The organism is Microbacterium sp. NPDC058062, assembly GCF_042885375.1.
GTDB classification, from domain to species: domain Bacteria; phylum Actinomycetota; class Actinomycetes; order Actinomycetales; family Microbacteriaceae; genus Microbacterium; species Microbacterium trichothecenolyticum_C.
In genome coordinates this window covers 15,635-34,691 of record NZ_JBHVSC010000012.1, presented here as the reverse complement: position 1 = coordinate 34,691, position 19,057 = coordinate 15,635, and the positions used below count along the sequence as shown (strand labels likewise).

Below are 19,057 nucleotides of genomic sequence, written 5' to 3'. Positions count from 1 at the left end.
GTCCTGTTCGCCATGCTCCGCGACGGCACCCTCTATCAGCCACAGCTCACCGAACCTGCCCTCGCCGCTTGACAGAAGACATAGGGGCACCCCCCTTCGACAGGTCAACCGGGGCTCTGCAGGCCCTCCGAACTCAGTTCGATCCTGCAGAGGCGCGGTTGACCTGTCGCAGCGCGTGATCGGAGGGCGGCAGCGCGGGCCAATTTGCACGAAGATAGATCGAGTGCAAAACTGCATGATGTGACAGATAGTGCAGAAGGACTTCGCGAGCGCCGGCGCGCCGAGACCACGCGCACCCTGATCCGCGCCGCACGACGGTTCACGGCCGAGCACGGCCTCGCCGGCTTCACCGTCGAGGAGCTGTGCAGCGAGGCCGCGGTGTCGCGCCGCACGTTCTTCAACTACTTCGCCTCGAAGGACGACGCCGTCCTCGGCATCCCTCTGGAGCGATCGGATGCTGCGGCCATCGCCCGCTTCCTCGCCGGCGCCTCCGACGACCCGGGCATCTCACCGAACCTGCTGACCGACCTCGCTCTCCTGGCCGAGGAGCGCTGGCGCGCGCTCGATATCGCCCCCGACACGGTGCAGGACCTGTTCCGCGCGGTCGAGAAGGAGCCGCGGCTGCTCGCCCGCATGCTCGAGCTCGGGTTCGAGGGCGAGCAGTTCGACGCGCGCCTGATCGAGCAGCGCGAGAACCTCCTCTCGGGTGATCTCCGGGCGCAGGTCGCCGCCCAGGTCGTCGGCGCCCTCGTCCGATCCGCCGCCGGCGAGTTCCTGAAACCCGGGAACGCCGAATCCTTCATCCAGATCTTCGAGCGGCGCATCGGCGCGGCGCGCGACCTCTTCGCCACGCAGACCGCATTGATGGGAACCCCCGAATGACCACCGCCACCGTCCCGACCGCCAAGCCCGGCGGAGAGGCGCCGTTCCTGCTCACGCAGCGGCGCATCTGGATCATCTTCTCCGCCCTCATCGCGGGCATGCTCCTGTCGAGCCTCGACCAGACCATCGTCTCGACCGCGATGCCGACGATCGTCGGCGAGCTCGGCGGTGTCTCGCACCAGGTCTGGATCACGACCGCCTACATCCTCGCGACCACGATCGTCATGCCGATCTACGGCAAGTTCGGCGACGTGCTGGGCCGGCGCCGGCTGTTCATGGTGGCGATCGCGATCTTCACCCTCGCGTCGGTGGGCTGCGCGTTCGCCACCGACTTCTGGATGTTCGTGGTCTTCCGCGCGATCCAGGGGCTCGGCGGCGGCGGCCTCATGATCCTCTCGCAGGCGATCATCGCCGACATCGTGCCGGCCGACCAGCGCGGCAAGTACCTCGGCCCGATCGGCGGCATCTTCGGCCTCGCCGCCGTCGCCGGCCCTCTCCTCGGCGGCTTCTTCGTCGACCACATGACGTGGCAGTGGGCGTTCTACATCAACATCCCGGTCGGCATCGCGGCGTTCTTCATCGCCGTGTTCGCGCTCAAGCTGCCGAACAAGAAGGCCGAGAAGCCGATCGACTGGCTGGGCGTGCTGTTCCTGTCGGCCGCGACGACGTGCCTCATCTTCTTCACCGACTTCGGCGGCTCGGCGGACCAGGGGTGGGATTCCGGGGCGACCTGGGCCTGGGGCGCGGGGCTCGTCGCCTCAGCCGGCCTGTTCATCTTCACCGAGTCGCGTGCGGCCGACCCGATCATGCCGCTGTCGATGTTCCGCAACCCGATCTTCATCAACGCCACGGCCATCGGCATGGCGATCGGCATCGGCATGTTCGCGGCTCTCGGCTTCGTGCCGACGTTCCTCCAGATGTCGTCGGGCACGTCGGCCGCAGCATCCGGTCTCCTCATGCTCCCGATGATGGTCGGCGTCATGGGCATGTCGATCGCGTCGGGCCTGCTCATCACCACGACCGGCAAGTACAAGCTGTTCCCGATCGTCGGCACGCTCATCGTCGGCGTCGCGATGGTGCTGATGACGACGCTCACCGCGTCGACGCCGATCTGGCTGATCTGCACGTACCTGTTCCTGTTCGGCGTCGGCCTCGGCTGCATCATGCAGGTCGTCGTGCTGGTCGTGCAGAACGCGGTGCCCGCCGCGGATCTCGGAACGGCGACCTCGACGAACAACTACTTCCGCGAGGTCGGGGCCGCGCTCGGCACCGCGGTGTTCGGGACGCTCTTCACGACGCGCCTCACCGAGAACCTGACGAAGGTGTTCACGGATGCCGGCGCCAGCCCCGAGCAGGCGGGCGAGGCGACGTCGAGCATCGACCCCTCGGTGCTGAACTCGCTGCCCGACACGGTCAAGACGGGAGTCGTGGACGCGTATGCCGACGCGCTCGCACCCGTGTTCTGGTACCTCGTGCCGTTCATCGCGATCGCCTTCGTGCTCGCGCTCTTCCTCAAGCAGATCCCGCTGTCGGACGTCGCCGGGCTCGTCGCGCGCGGCGAGGCGATCGGCGGCGAGGAGGCCGAGCGGCTCGAAGCCGAACGGCTGATGGCCGAGCAGCACAGCGCCGCTCCCACCGGGCGCGCCCGCCGGCGCACGCGCGAGAAGGATCGCGCCGCGCGGTAGTCAGGCTCCGAACCGGCGCTGCACGTCGCCGTAGCCGAGGCTTCCGTCGAGGAAGCCCAGCGTGCCGGTCTCGAGCAGCTCGTGGCCGGCACGCTCCACCGCGGAGAGCACCGCACGGGCGAGGCTGCCGCCCACGCTCACCCGCGTGACGCCGAGAGAGAAGAGCGTGGGAGCGGGGATGACCGGTGCCACCAGTCCGGCGACGACGTTGAGGGGTGCGGGGATCTCCGCGACGAGCCGGCGGATGGTGTCCTCGTCCTTGACGCCCGGCACGAAGACGCAGTCGGCTCCGGCCTCGACGTAGCGCTGCGCGCGCTCGACAGTCTCGGCGAACGGATCCTCGGCCGTGCCGATGAAGTACGCGTCGGTGCGCGCGTTGAGCACGAAGCTGCCCGCCGGCGCGGCGGCACGCGCGGCGGCGAGGCGCTCCGCCGCCTCCTCGACCGGGAACAGGGTGCCCGCGTCGGCGTCTTCGATGTTGCCGCCGACGACCCCGAGCTCCGCGGCGAGCGCGACGGTGCGGCCGACCTCCTCCGGCGTGTCCCCGTACCCCGCCTCGAGATCCGCGCTCACGGGCACGCCCACCGAGGCCGCGACCTCCGCGACGCGTTCGAACATGACGGCCGGGTCCAGCGCTCCCCCGTCGGGCACGCCGTACGACCACGCGATGCCCGCGCTCGTGGTGGCGATCGCGGGGAAGCCGACCTGCTCGAGGATGCGCGCGGTCCCGGCATCCCACGCGTTGGGGATCACGAATCCCGGACCCGAGTGGAGCGCGAGGAACTCCGAGGCTTGCTCTGCCGACACGAGCCGTCCTTCCGTGAAGACCACCGCTCAGTCGTCGAGCCGCTGTCCGAGTTCGATGATGAGGCCCTCCGGCCCGCGCACGTAGCAGACGAGCCACACGTCCTCGTAGTTCACGAGCTCCGCCATGGTGTCGTACCCGGCGGCACGGACCTTGGCGAGCACGCCCTCGACATCGTCGACGCGGTAGGCGAGATGGCGCAGGCCCAGCGTGTTCGACGGGAGATCGCCGACGGACGCCGGGCTCTCCGGCCGCAGGAACTGCGAGAGCTCGATCGCTCCGGAGCCGTCGGGTGGGGTGAGGAACACCATCTCGACGTCGGTGCCCGTGAGCCCGTTGACGCGATCCGCCCACGGGCCGCCGATGCGAGCCCTCTCGCCGCGGTGGAATCCGAGCATCTCGAGGAACCCTGCCATCGCCTCCAGATCCTCGACGATGAGGCCGATGTGCTCGAAGCTGCGGACGCCCACCCTCGCGACCTTAGGCGCCCGACGGCGTCGGCGGTACCCCCGCGACCACCTGGATGGTGTCGAGCGTCGGGTCCGCGGCGTACGCGATGCGGCCGCCGTCGCGCCTCGTCTCGCGCAGCGCGTCCAGCGCGCCCGCGGTGACGACCTCACCCGGGGCGAGCACCGGCACACCGGGCGGGTAGGGGGCGATGAGTTCCGCGCACACGCGTCCGATCGCCGCCTCGGCGTCGACCGTCTCGTGCGTAGCGAAGAAGGCCTCGCGCGGGGTCAGGGCGGGTCGCGACTCCACCGACCACGCCGCCGAGGGCGTGATGGGGCGAGGGATGCCGCGGCGCCGGCCGATCGCGGCGGTCAGCGCCTCGACGAGGCCCGAGAGGGAACGCTCGTCGTCGGCGACGGTGACCAGCGGCACGAGCACGTCGCGGTCGGCCATCTCGAGCGTGATCCCGTCGGCGAGGAGGTCGTCCTCGATCGTGTGGCCGTGCGCGCCCGTGCCCGCGATGAGCAGCACCAGCTTCGCCGGATCCACGGCGAGCGCGCCATCGGGATGGCCCGCCGGACGCCCCTCGAGCACCGTCACGCCCTCGATGGCGGAGAGCCGCCGACGAGCCTCGGCCACCAGACCGACGAGCCGCCCGACGAGCTCCTCGCCGTCGCGCTGCAGCATGGCGCGCGAGGCGTCCGTGCTCGCGAGGATCGCGCCGGCGGAGCTGGTGGTGTGGGATGCCTCGAACCCGCGCTGCAGGCGGTCCGGGTCGAGCAGCCCGCCGTCTCGCGTCGTGCGCGCGAGCAGCAGCGCGCCCTGGCTCCAGGCGGGGAGCGTCTTGTGGGCGCTCGTCACGAGGGCATCGGCACCGCGCTCGAGCGCGTGGGCGGGGACGAGGGGCGAGAAGCCGAAATAGGCAGCCCATGCCGCGTCGACGACGAGCGGTACCCCTGCGGCGTGCGCCGCGCCGGCGAGGCCGGCGATGTCGGACATGGTGCCGACGTACGACGGGTCGCCGATCAGCACGCCGCAGGCGTCGGGGTGCTCGGCGAGCGCTGCCCTCACCGCGGCGACCGGCACGGCGCCCGGCAGCCCCGTCGCGGCGTCGATCTCGGGCCGCACCCACACGGGGCGGAGTCCCGCGAAGACGATGCCGAGCAGCACCGACCGGTGCAGCGTCCGCGAGACGATCACCGGCTGCCCGGGTCGGCCGAGCGCGAGCACCGACGCCTGGTTCGCATGCGTGGAGCCGCCCACCGACAGGCGGCACCAGTCGACGCCCCACGCCTCCGCCGCCTGCGCCTCGGCGGCGGCGAGCAGCCCGCGGCTCTGCTTCATCGTGTCGAGCCCGGCGAACAGCGGCGCGTCGCCGCGGACGATGTCGCCGAAGAGATCGCGCCGGTGCTTGTGACCCGGGATGCTGAACGGCGCGACGTCACCCGCCTCGACGTCGCGCTGGAACTCCAGCCACGCCGCGAGCAGCGGGGCGTCGGCGGCGTAGCCGCGCGGGTCGCGCGGATCGCCCTCGGTCATGCGCCACCCTCCAGGAATCGGCCGACGGCGTCGGCGACCGCGACCGGGAACCTCTCGAGCTGGCCGAGGTCGACCCACTCGTCCACGGCGTGCAGCCCGCCGCCCGCGGGTCCGCACACGACCGTCGGCACGCCCGCCTCCTGCCACAGCGCCGACTCCATCCAGTAGGGCGCTCCGACGCGCGCCGGCGCCGAGCCGCCGGCCGCGACGAGGGCCGCGGAGAGCTCGTCGGCGAACTCGGACGCCGGGCCCGCGGCATCCATCTCCCACGCGTCCCGCGAGAGCGTGAGCCTCGTGTGTGCGGTGAGGCCCGTCGTGGCGGACACCACCGGCTCGACGAGCGCCCGCACCTCGTCGAGCGCGTCGGCGGGCGATTCCCCCGGCAGCGTGCGCCGCTCGACGACGACGTGCGCCGACGCCGCCACGGTGAACGGCGCGGCGCCGGCGCGAGCGACGGTCGCCATGAGCGAGCCGGAGGGGATCAGCGGATGCTCCGGCCGCCGTCGCAGCGCGTCGTCGGCGCCGCGGATCCCGGTGAGGAGGCCGCCGAGTCCGCGCATCGCGTCGACGGCTGCCTCGGGCTGCGAGGAGTGCGCGGCGCGGCCGCGGAGCTCCACCTCCACCACCGCGTACCCGCGGTGCGCGACCGCCAGGTCGAGCCACGTGGGCTCGGCGACGAGGCAGACGTCCATGCGCTGCCCCCGCGCGGCGAGGTCGTGCAGCACGGCCTCGGCGCCGACGCTGGCGTCCTCCTCGTCGGCGACGAGGGCCACGATGATCGTGCCCGGCGCGTCGACCGCGGCCAGGTGCTCGGCGGCGACCACGAGTCCGGCCACCCCGCCCTTCATATCGCTGGCACCACGACCGTACAGGTGGTCTCCGTCGATCCGCGCCGCGAACGGATCGGTCATCCCCTCGACTCCGACGGTGTCGAGGTGCCCGTTGAGCACGACCGTGCGCCCGGGCCGCGAACCCGTGCGGGTCGCGACCAGGCTCACGCGGCGCGGGTCCGACGCGGCGGGGATCAGCCGAACGTCGTAGCCTGCCGTCCCGAGCCGGTCCGAGAGGAACGCCGCGATGCCCGCCTCGCCCGGCGCATCGGGCGCGAGACTCGGGCTCACCGAGTCGATGCCGATCAGCGCCACGGTGAGGTCGACGGCGGCATGACCGAGGTCGGGTGCATCCACGAGGACGACCCTAGCGGTGGGCGTGGACGCCGGCCCGGCTCAGCCGAACAGCTCGAGCAGCCGCACGCACTTGGGCGGATCGAGCGTGAGGCCGCGACGAAGCCCCCACAGCAGGTACGACATGCTGCGCACCAGCACCCAGCGACGCGCGCGCTCCGGCGGCACGCCGGCCGCGTCGACGAAGGCGTCGAACGCGGCGAACACCGCGGCGTCGGAGTCGAGCTCGTCCAGCCGCGACCACAGCACGCGGCCGATGTCGTACTCGGGGTCGCCGCGCAGCAGCACCGGGTCGACCACGGTCCAGGGCAGCCGGCCCCCGGCGAGGACCTGCGCGAAGTGCAGGTCGCCGTTGACGGACACCGAATCGTCGGGCGTGGAACCGAGAACGGATGCTGCCGCCACCGCGGCGTCGAGGGCTCGCGGCGGTGTCGGCCCGGCGAGGGCCTCCCATTCCGCCGGGAACGCCGTCGTCGCCTCCGCCGCGATGTCCCGCGTGCGGGGCGCGTCGGCCGGCGCGGGAACCGCGAGCACTCGCGTGAGAGTGCCCAGCGTCGCGATGGCCTCGTGCACCGGTTCGGTCTGCAGCGTGCGGGTGGGATCGAGGCGTTCGAGAAGAGAGGCTCCGGACCCGACGTCGGCGTCCAGCAGCCGGACGACGCCGCGGCCGTCCCAATGCGCGAGGGCGGCCGTCTCCGCACTGACGTCGTCGCCCGGCGGCGCGAGCCTCAGCACCGCGCGCTCCTCCTCGCGCCGCACCGGCACGACGAGAGCGTTGGATCCGTGGACCACGACGCCGTCGAGGTCGAGGCGCCAGCGATCGCACTGCCGGTCGACCAGATCGGGGAGGCGGTCGAGCCACTCCCGCCCGGCCACGTCGTACCGCCACCGCGGCATGTCGCGGAACGTGGGCGGCACGACGATCACCGGCTCAGCGTAGACGGTGGCACGGCCGGGGCTACACTGCGGGCATGGCGGACGCGCCGACGTATCGGATCTGGCCGCCGGTGGCGCTCGGGGTGCCGCTCGTGGCCGGATGGATCCTCACGGCCGTGGTGGGCGACCCCGTCGCGCTCCCCGTCGGACCGTCACGGGTGATCGCGCTCGTGCTCATCGTCGCGTTCGCCCTGTGGAACGGCTGGGCGCTGTGGCTCATGGCCCGGCACCGCACCGCCCTGCTGCCGGGCGGCGCGACCAGGACGATCCTCGACCGCGGTCCGTTCCGGGTCAGCCGCAACCCGCTCTACCTCGGTCTCATCGCGCTCGACATCGCCCTGGCGCTGCTGTGGCCGTCGTTCTGGGCCCTCGTGCTCACTCCCCTCGGGGTGGCGGCCCTGTGGTGTGGCGCGATCGCGCCGGAGGAGCACTACCTCCGCGAGAAGTTCGGCGCCGAGTACGACGATTACCGCGCACGGGTGCGCCGCTGGCTGTAGCCGGCCGGTTCAGCCGTCCGAGCTCGAGGGCGAGGGTGTGGGTGCGGTAGCCGCCTCCTGCAGATCGGAGATCGCCTTCTCGAACGCGACGATGGTCGCAGCATCCACCGTCCCCGTCGGCTCGACGCCCAACTCGGTCTGGAACGCCTGCACCGCCGCGGTCAGCTCGGGCGTCCAGACGCCGTCGACCGGGCCGTCCCAGAAGCCTACGAGCTTGAGTGTCTGCTGGATCGCGGCCGTCGTCGCGACCGACTCCTGCGCGGCCGCTCCGCCCAGTTCTGCCAGCTTCGCCTGCAGCGCCTCGGCGGTCGCCTTGTCGACGGTTCCGGTGACCGGGAGCCCCGCAGCCTTCTGCAGATCCTCCACGGCCTGGACGGTCAGCGGCCCGTAGACGCCGTCGACGGTGCCCGTGTAGTAGCCCGCGACGAGCAGGTCCTGCTGCAGCGCCGACGTGTACGCGCGGACCGCGGCCTCGGCCTGCACGGCCTGCTCGTCGGTGAGGCAGCCGGCGTCCGCGAACAGCGCGAGCCAGGCCATCTCGAGCGCGACCGCGGCGCTGTTGAACTGCTCGGCCGCGTCCTTCAGGGGCGTGTCGTCGGTGATGGATGCCTCGGCCGATGCGAGGTCGGATTCCGCCTGCTTCACCCGCTCGACGGACGCGGTCGGCGCCAGCGGGGTGCTCGAGGGTTCGGCGGGCGCGGGTTCGGTCGGCGTGCCCGTCGGACCCGCCTCCGCCTCGGCGAGCGCGACCTGCGCGTCGACGAGCTCCTGCTGGGCGTCGTACAGCGCCTGGTTCGCGGTGACGGCCGCCTCGGCGCTGTCGACCACGTCCTGCCGCGGCGCGGCGAGGTCGGCGCCCGCGTTGCGGACGTCGCCGACGGTCGGAGCGGTGTCGTTGAGCACGTCGCCGTAGCTGTCGAGCGCCTCGATGTAGTCCTTGCTGGCGCCGCAGAACGCGCCCGACGCCGTGGTGAGCTCGGTCTGCGCCTCGGCGACCGCCTTCTCCTTGGCCGACACCTGGGCTTTCGCCCGCTCGACCGGGTCGGCCTCGGCGGCGCATCCGGCGAGCACCACGGCCGCGACCGTGCCCGCGACGACGATGGCGCCCAGCCGCGCCGACACCCTGGTGCGAAGCGTCTCCACGTCGCGCCTCCTTCTGAACCGAAGCATGTGAGCCACATCATGGCACCGCGAACCGTCTCGACGCGTCATGCGGATCGCATGAGTTCCCTGGGTGTCGACGCGGAGGTAATCTGCGACGAGCCGGCGATCTTTCAGGAGAAGCCATGACCACGATCGACCCCGACCGCGACCTCATCCTCGACCGTGTGATCCGCGCCCCGCGCGAGGCCGTCTGGGAGGCTTGGACCACACCGAGCCTGCTCGCTCAGTGGTGGGTGCCCGCACCCACCGTCGCCCGCGTGGACCGACTCGAGGTCAGTCCCGGCGGCGCCTTCGTCACGAGCATGAGCGACGACGGCGCAGCGTTCGTCCCGCACACCGACTCCGTCTTCCTCGTCGTCGAGCCGCTCCGCCGCCTCGTCTTCACCAACGCCGTCGACAGCGGCTGGCACCCGGCGAAGCCGGAGCCCGTCGCCATGACCGCCGAGATCACCCTCGACGACCACGCGGACGGCACCGACTACCGCGTGGTGGTGCGCCACGGCGATGCCGCCGCCCGCGCGCGCCACGAGGCGCTGGGTTTCTTCGAGGGCTGGGGCGCGGTCACGGCAGCGCTCGCCGCCCTTGCCGAGGGTGGCGCGCGACCGTAGTCACGCCTCCCGCAAGAGCCCGCTGCTGCCCATCAGCCGCGTCGGCGTGAGGACGATCGTGACCCGGAGCGGGTTCACGCGGGGTTGGCGGTACCGCTCGGCGTAGAGGGCGACCGCGAGCGCGACTTCGTCGGGGTCATCATGGACGGTCGCGGTGCCCTGGAACGAGAGCCAGCGCGCGCCGTCCACCTGGCTGATCGTGGCGGTGCCGTCGCGGCGCACGTTCCGGACCTTCTGCGAGTCGCGCGATGTGATGATCCGCAGCAGCCCGTCGTGGAGAGTGAAGCCGACCGCGACCGCGTGGATGCCGCCCCACGGCGCCAGCGTCGAGAGGGTGCCGATGTGCCGTTCTCGCACGAACTCGATGCCCGCCTCCGACAGTTCCCGCACCCTCCCACGCTACCGGCCGGATGCGCCCGCACGCGCCGGGGCTCCCGATCGCGGCGCGGAGAATCTACAGTTCGATGAGGGACGCGCACGGCGCCTCCAGTCCCCGGAGGAGGCAGCAGAGATGGTGACCAGCATCCCGCTCTCGAGCGGAACACGGATGCCGCAGCTCGGCCTGGGCGTGTACCTCGTCACGGACGTGGCCGTGTGCGAGGCGAGCGTGAAGTCCGCTCTCGAGTCGGGGTACCGGCTCATCGACACCGCGGCCATCTACCGCAACGAGCGGGCGGTGGGACGCGGCATCCGTTCGTCCGGAGTCCCGCGCGAGGAGATCTTCCTCACGACGAAGCTGTGGCCCTCGGACTACGGGTACGACAAGGCGCGCGCCGCGATCGGCGGCGCGCTCGAACGGCTCGACTGCGGACCCCTCGACCTGCTGCTCCTGCACCAGCCCGTCGGCGACGTGAAGGGCGCATGGCGGGCGATGGAGGACGCGGTCGACCAAGGCGTCGTGCGCGCCATCGGGGTGAGCAACTTCGCGGTGTCCGACCTGGAGCGCCTGCTTCCGGCGGCGCGGATCCCACCCGCGGTGGACCAGGTGGAGCTTCACCCGCACTGGCAGCAGCCGGACCTGCTCCCCTACCTGGCCCAGCACGCGATCGTCCCCGAGGCGTGGTACCCGCTCGGTCACGGATCGACGAAGCTCCTCGCGGAACCCTCGGTCGTGGGGGCTGCCGCCGCGCACGGCAAGTCGGCGGTCCAGGTCATCCTGCGCTGGCACGTGCAGCGCGGGTTCGTGGCCATCCCGAAATCGACCAACCCCGCGCACATCGCGGCGAACATCGACGTGTTCGACTTCGAGCTGAGTCCCGCCGAGATGGCCGGCATCGACGCGCTCGGCAAGGACCGCCCGATGTTCCGCCTCCCCCGCTGGATGATGGCGGCGACCATGCCCCTCGCCCGCCCGCGGCCGCTCGCGTAGCCGCGCGCCGATGGCGCGGTGAGGAAACCGTGCTCCTGAGCCGGCTCAGGAGGTGCGGGTGCCCACGATGGTCGACGGCGGGAACGGTCCCGCCTGGGCCGTGCCCGTGAGCCGGTCGCCGATGACGTGCAGCGTGACGGCGAGCGACATCGGCAGCGGGGCGACGAGGTCGAGCGTGAACTCGGCCGTGTCGCCCGAGGCCGTGCCGCCTCGGATCGCGATCGGGCCGGTGGGGCCGATCGCGGTGCCCGAGAGAGAGGTTCCGACTGTCGTCAGCGTGACGTCGAAGTGGTGGGATCCCGCCAGCGTCGCGACCTCGATCGCCCACTTGCCGTCGATAGCTGCCACGCCGACCTCACCTTCGTCCTGACGGCCACGCGACCGTCGAGGCCATTCTGCTCGGCTCGGGGGCATTCGCGCGACCGCCGCCACCGATGCCCCGGGTCCTCTCTTGTAGGGGTGACCCTCGGACCGGCCGCGCCGGGTGCTCAGCGAGTGGGCATCCAGACGCGCATGGCTCCGGGGGCGCGGTTCGCCCACCGGAAGTACGGGATGGCGCGGACGGGGCCGAGGTCCGCGGCGGCGGGGCCGGCGAGGTCGGACGAGTACAGCCCAGCCGTCGACCGGAGCACCCGGCCGCCCGGGATCTCGAGCGTCGTCGCACGCAGGTGGTCATCGACACCGGCTTCGACCGCGACTGGCGCCTCGGGGATGACGACATCTTCGAGGCGTGTGCCCTCCGGAAGGTCCGCCTGCTCGAGGCAGTAGTACACCGGGCCACGCCGCAGCGCGACGGTCCCGCGCGCTCCGTCGACCCACGGGTGCGCCCTCTCGAAGACCGGCTCGACCGGGATCACGATCTCCACGGAGCGGGCTCCGGCGGGAACCTCGGCATACCCAGGCCGCACGCCGTGAGCCGCCGCGCCGTCGACGGACAGCGTCGCGCCGACGGCCCAGCCCGGAATGCGGAACTGGGTGATGCGGGTGGTGGGCGCGGAGAACGAGATCCTCACGTGCGAGCTCCAGGGGAAGTCGGTGTCGACCGTGGCGGTGACGCCGGTCTCGATGTCGTACTCCCCTGCCGCGTAGAGGTGGAACTGCGTCGCATCGTCGGTCTCGGTGACGAGGTACGCGTTCAGCGACGACAGCAGCCGCGCCAGGTTGGGCGGGCAGCAGGCGCAGAAGTACCAGTCCAGGCGGGCGGAGGGCGCATCCTCCTCGTGGGTGTGCCCGCTGCGCAGCTGCAGCGGGTTCGAATAGAAATAGGCCTTGCCGTCGAGCGACGTCGACACCGCGATCGCGTTATAGAGACCCCGTTCGATCTCATCGGCGTACCGGCCGTCGGCGTCGAGCAGCAGCATCCGCCAGTTCCACTGCAGGTTGGCGATCGCGGCGCAGGTCTCCGAATAGGCGCGGTCCGCGGGCAGCTCATATGGATCCCCGAAGGACTCTCCGCGGTGACGGGATCCGAGGCCGCCGGTGACGTACTGCTTCTCCTGGTGCACGCTGTCCCACAGGCTCATCAGGGCGTCTGCGTACCCGGAGTCCGGGTCGTCGAGCTCGAGGTCGGCGACGCCCGCGAGCAGGTAGAGCTGGCGCACCGCGTGGCCGGTCGCCTCGCGCGCCTGGCGGACGGGCGTGTAGTCCTGGTAGTACGCACCGCCGAACTGCCCCTCGCCGATGCTGCGATACCCGCGCAGCTCGACCATCCGGCGAGACAGTTCGCGGTGGCGTCCGTCTCCGGTCAGGCGAGAGAGCTCGACGAGCGCCGTCTCGATCTCGGGGTGCCCGTCGATATCGTCGCGCCCGCCCTCCCCGAAAGTCTGGTGCACGAGTTCGACGTAGCCCAGGGCGATGTCGAGGAGCTCGGTGCGCCCGGCATATGCCCACGGGATCGCCGCTTGGATCAGATGGCCGAGCTTGTACATCTCGTGGCCCTGCGCCAGGTCCGTGAACCGTTCGCCGGCCCGCGGCCCCTGGTAGTAGCTGTCGAGGTATCCGTCCTGTTCCTGCACCGCCTCAAGCAGGCGCACCGACTCGTCGACGAAGGACAGGAAGACGGTGACGTTGCCGCGGACGGCCTCCCAGCCGATCGCCTCGAGGGTCTTGTAGAGATCGGAATCCGCGAACAGCGGTCCCCGGAACTCCGCGTCACTCTCCCCCACGAGACGGCGGAGGTTGTCGATCACGCCGGTGGACTCCAGCCGCTCGATGCAGTGCGGGATCGTCTCTTCACGGTTGACTCGCTGCCAGTCGCCCAGGAAACCGCGGCCGAGCCGCACGCGGCGGACGTCGAACGGGCGGCGAGCCGTTGCACGCGTCGGGACGGACGGAGCAGCGAGAGTGGCGGTAAGGCTGGCCATGATTCTCCTCATCGAGCGGTGCCTGGTAGTACACCGGTGCACAAGCGGAACGAGATTGATAGTACACCGGTGTACGAAATGTGCAAGCGACAATCTCTGCGCACCGCGGAGGGGGTCTAGACCGAGTCGCGGCGCACGACGCGGTGCACGGCGACGAGCACCTCTGGTTCGAGGTCCGCCGTGCCGAGCCGCTCCGCGAGTCGAGCGACCGCGCTCTCGGCGATCCAGTCGCGGCCGGAATCGAGGGTCGTCAACGGCGGGTAGGCCAGGGCTGCTTCCTGGACGTCGTCGAAGCCGACGACCGAGACGTCGTCGGGGATGCGCAGACCCCGGCGCTGCAGTTCGTTCAGTGCTCCCAGAGCGAGCGAGTCGTTGAACCCGAACACCGCGTCGAACGCGATCCCCCGCTCGATGACGTCGGCGATGGCGTCGGCGCCCGACCGGCGATTCCAGGGGATCGGGCCGACGAGGAGGTCGTCGTCCTGAACGATCCCGGCTTCGGCGAGCGCCCTCGCGTAGCCGGCATAGCGCAACGCCGCCGCTGTCGGGAGATCCGACCGCTCCATGCCCAGCGCCACGATCCGGCGTCGCCCGTTCTCCAGGAGGAGGCGGGTCATCTCGTAGGCGCCGTCGACGTTGGAGACGGTGACGAAATCGAATCTGCCGCCGTGAACGCGATCGCCGATCAGCACCATCGGGACGTCCAGGGTGGATGACGCGATGTCGCCGGCATCGAGCGCGATCGGATGGAACAGGAGCCCGTCGAAGAAACGCCCGTTCTCGCCGCGGAGGATCGCGAGTTCCCTGTCGTGATCGCCGTCCGTGACCTCGACCACCACATTCAGCCCGCGTCGCTGCGCCGCGGACACGACCGCCTGCGCCAGCTCGGCGAAGTAGGGGTGCGCGATCTCGGGAATGGCGAGCGCGATCGTCCCGGTGCGTCCCGAGCTCAGGTTCCGCGCCGAGATGTTCAGCTTGTAGTTGAGCTCGCCGACGGCCGCCTCGATCCGCGCCCGGGTCTCGGGTCGGATGTACGGATACCCGTTGAAGTAGTTGGAGATGGTCTTCTTCGAGACTCCGGCCAGACGGGCGACATCCGCCATCGTGGGTGCACCCATCCGAACCTCCTGCCGTTGCGCACTCATTCATAGCATCCGCGCTCCGGAGGACGGCCCACCCGCTGCGACGGCGGCGCACGACACGACGGCACGGCCTCAGTGCGTCGCGACGTGCTCGATCGCCTTGTCCGGCGAGTAGATGTCCAGGATGTTCCAGTGACCGGTGGTCGGCGTCGGCACGTTGACCATCGACACGTCGATCACGACGGGTCCGCCGAGGGCGATCGCGCGTTCGAGCGCCGGGCGGAACTCCGCCGCGGACTCCACCTTGATGCCGGTGATCCCGTACGCCCGCGCGATCGCGGCGAAGTCGGTGTACATCGGGTCCTCGGCGCTGCCGAACACCGTCCCGTAGGTGGTGTCGAAGGCGGCCTTCTCGAGGCCCGCGATCGTGCCGAAGGCGTTGTTGTTCATCACCACCCACACCACGGCGACGTTCTCCTCGCGGGCGGTGGTGAGCACGGCCGGATTCTGACCGAATCCGCCGTCCCCCACCAGGGAGACGACGACGCGGTCCGGGCGGGCGATCTTCGCTCCGACCGCTGCTGGGGCCCCGAAGCCCATCGTGGCGAAGCCGCCCGGCGTGAGGAACGTACCCGGCGTGAGGATGTCGAACTGCTGCCCCACGCCGTTCTTGTTCCAGCCCACGTCGGTCGTGATGATCGCGTCGTCCGGCAGGACGTCGCGCGTCTCGGAGAGGATGCGCTCCGGTCGCATGGGCCAGGCATCGGAAGCCTGAGCCGGGGCGTTCTCGCGCTTCACCGCAGACCTGCTCTCGGCGATCTTCGCGCGAAGTCCATCCCGTCGCACCCCGGTCGGCGCGAGTCGGCGTGCGACCCGGACCAGCACGGCGAGCGCCGACTTGAGGTCTGCGAGCGCGCCGACCTCGAGCGGATAGTTGCGCCCCAGCTCGGCGGGATCGATGTCGATCTGCATGAGCCGCGTGGCAGGGATGTCGAAGGTGTACTCCGCGTACCACGAGCTCGAGTCGGCCTCCGCGAACCGCGTCCCGAGCGCGAGGATCCAGTCGGCCGTGCGGGTCGTCTCATTGGTGAACGCCGTCCCCCAGAATCCCGTCATGCCCAGGACGAGAGGGTTGTCGTCCGGCACCGCCCCCTTGCCCATCAGGCTGTGCGCGATCGGGAGCGAGAGAAGCTCGGCGAACTCGGCGAGCTCGGCCGAGGCATCCGCCGCGATGATCCCGCCGCCCACGTACAGCACCGGCCGCTCGGCATCGAGCAGGTTGCGCACGATCCGCTCGGCCGCGGCCTCATCGAGGCTGGGCTTCGCGAGCGCGCGGGTGCTGCCGACCACCTTGTCGAACGACGCGAGGTCGACCTCCGCCGAGAAGACGTCCATGGGCACGTCCACGAGCACGGGACCCGGGCGCCCGCTCTCGGCCAGGGTGAAGGCCTTGTCGAGCACCTCCGCGATCAGGTGGGGCTGGTCGACGCGCCACGCGCGCTTCACGAACGGCCGGTAGATCTCGTACTGCGCGGCGTCGGCGTGGAGGTTGATCTCCTGGTGGGGATGCTTCCCGAAGTAATGGGTGGGCACGTCGCCGGCGATGACCACGAGGGGGATGGAATCGAGGGCCGCGTTCGCGACCCCGGTCGCCGCGTTCGTCAGACCGGGGCCGAGATGGGTCAGCACCACACCCGCACGCTTGGTCACCCGCGCGTAGCCGTCCGCGGCGTGCGCGGCGATCTGCTCGTGCCGGACGTTCACGAAGGAGATGCGGTCGCTCTTCTCGAGCGCCGCGAGCAGGGCGATGTTCGTGTGACCGCACAGCCCGAAGACATGCTCGACATCACGGGCCTCCAGGTACCTGACGATCTGGTTCGAGACCAGGTCCTTCATGACGTTCTCCTTCTTGCGTCGCCGTTGACGGGGACCGATCGGCGCGCCGGTCCCGTGTACGTGTATCCGATCGATGGGGGCACCGGCCCCTTGATGCGTCCGCCCTGGGCCATCTGCTCGACGGCGTGGGCGAGGATCCCGACCGACCGGGAGAGGATGAAGACGCCGCGCCCGAGTTCGGGGGTGAAGCCGAGCTCGCAGTAGATGACAGCCGTGACACCGTCCACGTTCATGGGGATCCGCCGCGGCCTGCCGTCGCTGATCGCGTCCTCGACTGCGCGCCCGATCGCGGCGAACCGGCCGGCGACCACTCCGTCCGCTGCCGCCGCGTCGACCAGCGACAGCAGCCGCGGCGTGCGCGGGTCCAGCGGATGGAATCGATGGCCGAAGCCCGGAACATACGTCATCCCCGCATCGCGGTGGCGACGCAGCACGGCCCGCACGGCCTGATCGACCCCGCCCGCAGCCTCGGTCTCGGCATCGATCTCGAGGTACAGCTCCATGCACTGCTGGCCCGGCCCGCCGTGGATGTCGTCCAGCACGTTGATGGCAGAGGCCATCGCACCGTTCACGTGGGCGCCGCAGGTCGTCGCCATGCGGGCGATCGCGATCGAGGGCGCCTGCGGGCCGTGGTCGACGGACGCGACCAGGGCCGACTCGAGCAACGCCGTCTCGGCCGGCGAGGGCAGTTCCCCACGCAGCATGAGCCAGATGGTGTCGACGAAGCCGACTCCGCCGATGAGCTCCTGGATCGGGTACCCGCGCAGCGCGATCTCTCCAGGATGGATGTCGATGATGTCGGTCTGCCACCACCGCCGCGCGTCATCGAGCACCTCCTCCGAGCCCTGTTCCGGCCCGCGAGAGGGCGCGGTCATGACGCGACCTCCGCCGCGTGCGGCGACTCGAGCGCGGCATCGTAGAAGTCGCCGAACAGCTCCTCGTCGGACGGGCGGTCCTCGGGGATGGTGCGAGAGACCCACGTCGTGTTCAGGTAGTGGCGCAGCGAGACGTTCTCGGAGGTGATGTTGCCTCCCCACGTGCCGCAGCCCATCGACGAGGTCATGGGCATGCCGTTCGTGAACGCGCCGGCGTTGGCCTTCGAGTTCGGCTGGCGCACCATGATCCGCGACACCGGCATGTGCCGCGCGAAGTAGTCGATGTGCGCGTCGTCGGTCGAGGCGATGCCGCAGGAGTGACCCTTCCCGCCGATCTCGTAGAGCCGCCGGGCCTCCTCGACGCCGTCCTCGAAGCCGCCCTCGTAGGCGTGCACCGCCATGAGCGTGGTGAGCTTCTCCTTGCAGAACTGCCTGTCTTCGGCGATCCCGTCCCCTTCCACGAGGATGAACCGGCTCTCCGCGGGGATCTCGAACCCGGCGGCTCGCGCGAGCTCCTGCGGCGAGATCGCGACGGTGTCGGGGAGCCGGTGCCCCTCGTCGTCCCACATCACCGTCCCCAGAGCCGCTCGCTGGTCCGATGTGGCGAGGTACCCGCCCTCGGCCTGCAGAGCCGCGAGCATGTCGTGGTACCTCGACGCGGGGACGAGGACGTTCCCGTCCGCCGAGCAGCCCGAGCCGAAGTCGGAGGTCTTCGAGAGCATGCAGTTGCGAGCCGTCTCCTGCAGGTCCGCGGTCTCGTCGACGAACTCCGTCGCGTTGCCGGCCCCGACGCCGTACGCCGGCGTGCCGGAGCTGTACGCCGCTCGCACCAGCCCCTGGCCACCGGTCGCGATGACGAGGTCGGCGCGGCGCATGATCTCCTGGGATGCGGCGAGGCTGGGCAGCGTGATGCACTGCAGGATGTCGGCCGGAGCACCCTCCGCCTCCAGCGCTTCGCGCATGAGCCGGACGGTCTCGAAGGTCGTGTGCCTCGACCGTGGATGGGGGGAGAACACCACGACGTCGCGCGCCTTGATGGCGTAGATCGCGTTGCCGGCGGGCGTCAGATCGGGGTTGGTCGTCGGGACCACGCAGCCGATCACGCCGACCGGCTTGCCGTACTTGACGAGTCCCCTCTCGGGGTCCTCCTCGATGACACCGACGGACGGGCTGCGCAGGGCGTCGCGGAGCACGCCGCGGATCTTCATCCGCTTGTTCATGCGGCTGTCGAAGTCGCCCAGTCCCGACTCCTCGATCCCCATCCCCACCAGCCGGTGGAACGAGGTCCGGTTCGCGACCGCCCAGGCGACGGCCTGGATCAGACGATCGACCTTGGCCTGATCGTAGGTCTCGATGATCGCCAGCGCGGCCTTCGCGCGGGCGAACACCTCATCGAGCTCCTGCTCCTGCTCGAGCGAGAGGGACTTGCTTGTTGAAGCAGCCATGACAACTCCGTCCATGGGCATCTGATGCCGACCGCCGAATGCTATTCAGACGCCGACGCGGCCGACAAAGGGTGTCCCACTGGGCAGAAAGCGCGGGGTCAGCCCACCGTTTCGGGCCTCTTCGGGGAGGAGTTGTACCACTCGATGGGTCGCGCGGTTGCCGCATCCCGCCCTCGCGGTTAGCGTCCCGAGCGCCGGCCGGTGCGGCCGATCCCCAGATCGAGAGGACCGGACGGCATTCCCCAGAGTGGCGCCGGGCGGGCGCAGTCCCACCCGG

General features: G+C 70.9%; 18 protein-coding genes. 5 read left to right on the top strand and 13 right to left on the bottom strand.

The genetic code is table 11. The annotated features are described in order from the left end of the window. The first annotated feature begins 240 nt into the window (after nucleotides 1–240). Together ACFVSU_RS21915 and ACFVSU_RS21910 are read left to right on the top strand one after the other, a co-directional pair. Nucleotides 241–882, top strand: a complete 642-nt coding sequence (locus ACFVSU_RS21915; protein WP_387148163.1) for a TetR/AcrR family transcriptional regulator — start codon at nucleotides 241–243, stop codon at nucleotides 880–882. Further along, on the top strand, nucleotides 879–2,567 hold the full coding sequence (locus ACFVSU_RS21910) for an MDR family MFS transporter (RefSeq protein ID WP_387148160.1): 1,689 nt from the start codon (nucleotides 879–881) through the stop codon (nucleotides 2,565–2,567). Before ACFVSU_RS21915 ends, ACFVSU_RS21910 begins: the two co-directional genes overlap by 4 nt. On the opposite strand, the gene ACFVSU_RS21905 is transcribed toward ACFVSU_RS21910, so the two are convergent. The 5 genes from ACFVSU_RS21905 to ACFVSU_RS21885 are packed head-to-tail and all read right to left on the bottom strand — an operon-like array spanning nucleotide 2,568 to nucleotide 7,472. Further along, nucleotides 2,568–3,374, bottom strand: coding sequence for an isocitrate lyase/phosphoenolpyruvate mutase family protein (locus ACFVSU_RS21905; RefSeq protein WP_387148157.1), 807 nt, complete (start codon nucleotides 3,372–3,374; stop codon nucleotides 2,568–2,570). It abuts the gene before it with no gap. A gap of 27 nt (nucleotides 3,375–3,401) precedes the next feature. Next, nucleotides 3,402–3,842: a VOC family protein gene (locus tag ACFVSU_RS21900; protein WP_387148155.1), complete on the bottom strand. Its 441-nt coding sequence runs from the start codon at nucleotides 3,840–3,842 to the stop codon at nucleotides 3,402–3,404. 10 nt (nucleotides 3,843–3,852) lie between these two features. Next, nucleotides 3,853–5,361, bottom strand: coding sequence for an aminotransferase class I/II-fold pyridoxal phosphate-dependent enzyme (locus ACFVSU_RS21895; protein ID WP_387148152.1), 1,509 nt, complete (start codon nucleotides 5,359–5,361; stop codon nucleotides 3,853–3,855). Beyond that, the gene (locus ACFVSU_RS21890; protein WP_387148149.1) at nucleotides 5,358–6,548 is read right to left on the bottom strand and encodes a M20/M25/M40 family metallo-hydrolase; all 1,191 of its coding nucleotides are present in this window, start codon (nucleotides 6,546–6,548) and stop codon (nucleotides 5,358–5,360) included. Before ACFVSU_RS21890 ends, ACFVSU_RS21895 begins: the two co-directional genes overlap by 4 nt. Before the next feature lie 39 nt (nucleotides 6,549–6,587). After that, entirely contained in the window at nucleotides 6,588–7,472 is an 885-nt protein-coding gene (locus tag ACFVSU_RS21885; RefSeq protein ID WP_387148146.1) for an aminoglycoside phosphotransferase family protein, read from the bottom strand. A gap of 44 nt (nucleotides 7,473–7,516) precedes the next feature. On the opposite strand from ACFVSU_RS21885, the gene ACFVSU_RS21880 reads away from it, so the two are divergent. After that, nucleotides 7,517–7,978: a methyltransferase family protein gene (locus ACFVSU_RS21880; protein ID WP_387148143.1), complete on the top strand. Its 462-nt coding sequence runs from the start codon at nucleotides 7,517–7,519 to the stop codon at nucleotides 7,976–7,978. A 9-nt stretch (nucleotides 7,979–7,987) separates the two neighbouring features. On the opposite strand, the gene ACFVSU_RS21875 is transcribed toward ACFVSU_RS21880, so the two are convergent. After that, complete coding sequence (locus ACFVSU_RS21875; protein WP_387148139.1) at nucleotides 7,988–9,121, bottom strand: peptidoglycan-binding protein; 1,134 nt, start codon at nucleotides 9,119–9,121, stop codon at nucleotides 7,988–7,990. A gap of 143 nt (nucleotides 9,122–9,264) precedes the next feature. Here ACFVSU_RS21875 and ACFVSU_RS21870 point away from each other — a divergent pair, with 143 nt between their 5' ends. Next, nucleotides 9,265–9,750, top strand: a complete 486-nt coding sequence (locus tag ACFVSU_RS21870) for an SRPBCC domain-containing protein (protein ID WP_387148136.1) — start codon at nucleotides 9,265–9,267, stop codon at nucleotides 9,748–9,750. Here ACFVSU_RS21870 and ACFVSU_RS21865 read toward each other — a convergent pair whose 3' ends face one another. Further along, nucleotides 9,751–10,140 carry a PPOX class F420-dependent oxidoreductase gene (locus ACFVSU_RS21865; protein ID WP_387148133.1) on the bottom strand — a complete coding sequence of 130 codons (390 nt, stop codon included), beginning with the start codon at nucleotides 10,138–10,140 and terminating at the stop codon, nucleotides 9,751–9,753. A gap of 121 nt (nucleotides 10,141–10,261) precedes the next feature. Here ACFVSU_RS21865 and ACFVSU_RS21860 point away from each other — a divergent pair, with 121 nt between their 5' ends. After that, nucleotides 10,262–11,119 (top strand): aldo/keto reductase, encoded by an 858-nt coding sequence (locus ACFVSU_RS21860; RefSeq protein WP_387148130.1) that lies wholly within the window; start codon nucleotides 10,262–10,264, stop codon nucleotides 11,117–11,119. A 45-nt stretch (nucleotides 11,120–11,164) separates the two neighbouring features. Here ACFVSU_RS21860 and ACFVSU_RS21855 read toward each other — a convergent pair whose 3' ends face one another. From ACFVSU_RS21855 to ACFVSU_RS21830, 6 genes are all read right to left on the bottom strand, one after another. After that, nucleotides 11,165–11,467, bottom strand: a complete 303-nt coding sequence (locus ACFVSU_RS21855) for a hypothetical protein (protein WP_387148127.1) — start codon at nucleotides 11,465–11,467, stop codon at nucleotides 11,165–11,167. Nucleotides 11,468–11,607: 140 nt separating this feature from the next. Then, a complete protein-coding gene (locus tag ACFVSU_RS21850) occupies nucleotides 11,608–13,482 on the bottom strand; it encodes a glycoside hydrolase family 127 protein (RefSeq protein ID WP_387148124.1) in 1,875 nt (624 codons plus the stop codon). A gap of 116 nt (nucleotides 13,483–13,598) precedes the next feature. Continuing rightward, nucleotides 13,599–14,600 (bottom strand): LacI family DNA-binding transcriptional regulator, encoded by a 1,002-nt coding sequence (locus ACFVSU_RS21845; protein WP_387148121.1) that lies wholly within the window; start codon nucleotides 14,598–14,600, stop codon nucleotides 13,599–13,601. A 96-nt stretch (nucleotides 14,601–14,696) separates the two neighbouring features. Continuing rightward, the gene (locus ACFVSU_RS21840) at nucleotides 14,697–16,460 is read right to left on the bottom strand and encodes a thiamine pyrophosphate-binding protein (protein ID WP_387148118.1); all 1,764 of its coding nucleotides are present in this window, start codon (nucleotides 16,458–16,460) and stop codon (nucleotides 14,697–14,699) included. Then, nucleotides 16,457–17,335: a citryl-CoA lyase gene (locus tag ACFVSU_RS21835; RefSeq protein WP_387148115.1), complete on the bottom strand. Its 879-nt coding sequence runs from the start codon at nucleotides 17,333–17,335 to the stop codon at nucleotides 16,457–16,459. Before ACFVSU_RS21835 ends, ACFVSU_RS21840 begins: the two co-directional genes overlap by 4 nt. Continuing rightward, a complete protein-coding gene (locus tag ACFVSU_RS21830) occupies nucleotides 17,332–18,780 on the bottom strand; it encodes an aldehyde dehydrogenase family protein (RefSeq protein ID WP_387148112.1) in 1,449 nt (482 codons plus the stop codon). The genes ACFVSU_RS21835 and ACFVSU_RS21830 overlap by 4 nt, the downstream gene beginning before the upstream one ends. Between the last annotated feature and the right edge of the window lie 277 nt (nucleotides 18,781–19,057).

Bases quoted from the DNA above. Each gene is read 5' to 3' on its own strand.
- ACFVSU_RS21840 (WP_387148118.1), bottom strand. From the start codon at position 16,460: ATGAAGGACCTGGTCTCGAACCAGATCGTCAGGTACCTGGAGGCCCGT.
- ACFVSU_RS21830 (WP_387148112.1), bottom strand. From the start codon at position 18,780: ATGGCTGCTTCAACAAGCAAGTCCCTCTCGCTCGAGCAGGAGCAGGAG.
- ACFVSU_RS21895 (WP_387148152.1), bottom strand. From the start codon at position 5,361: ATGACCGAGGGCGATCCGCGCGACCCGCGCGGCTACGCCGCCGACGCC.
- ACFVSU_RS21850 (WP_387148124.1), bottom strand. From the start codon at position 13,482: ATGGCCAGCCTTACCGCCACTCTCGCTGCTCCGTCCGTCCCGACGCGT.
- ACFVSU_RS21870 (WP_387148136.1), top strand. From the start codon at position 9,265: ATGACCACGATCGACCCCGACCGCGACCTCATCCTCGACCGTGTGATC.
- ACFVSU_RS21845 (WP_387148121.1), bottom strand. From the start codon at position 14,600: ATGGGTGCACCCACGATGGCGGATGTCGCCCGTCTGGCCGGAGTCTCG.
- ACFVSU_RS21880 (WP_387148143.1), top strand. From the start codon at position 7,517: ATGGCGGACGCGCCGACGTATCGGATCTGGCCGCCGGTGGCGCTCGGG.
- ACFVSU_RS21835 (WP_387148115.1), bottom strand. From the start codon at position 17,335: ATGACCGCGCCCTCTCGCGGGCCGGAACAGGGCTCGGAGGAGGTGCTC.
- ACFVSU_RS21910 (WP_387148160.1), top strand. From the start codon at position 879: ATGACCACCGCCACCGTCCCGACCGCCAAGCCCGGCGGAGAGGCGCCG.
- ACFVSU_RS21860 (WP_387148130.1), top strand. From the start codon at position 10,262: ATGGTGACCAGCATCCCGCTCTCGAGCGGAACACGGATGCCGCAGCTC.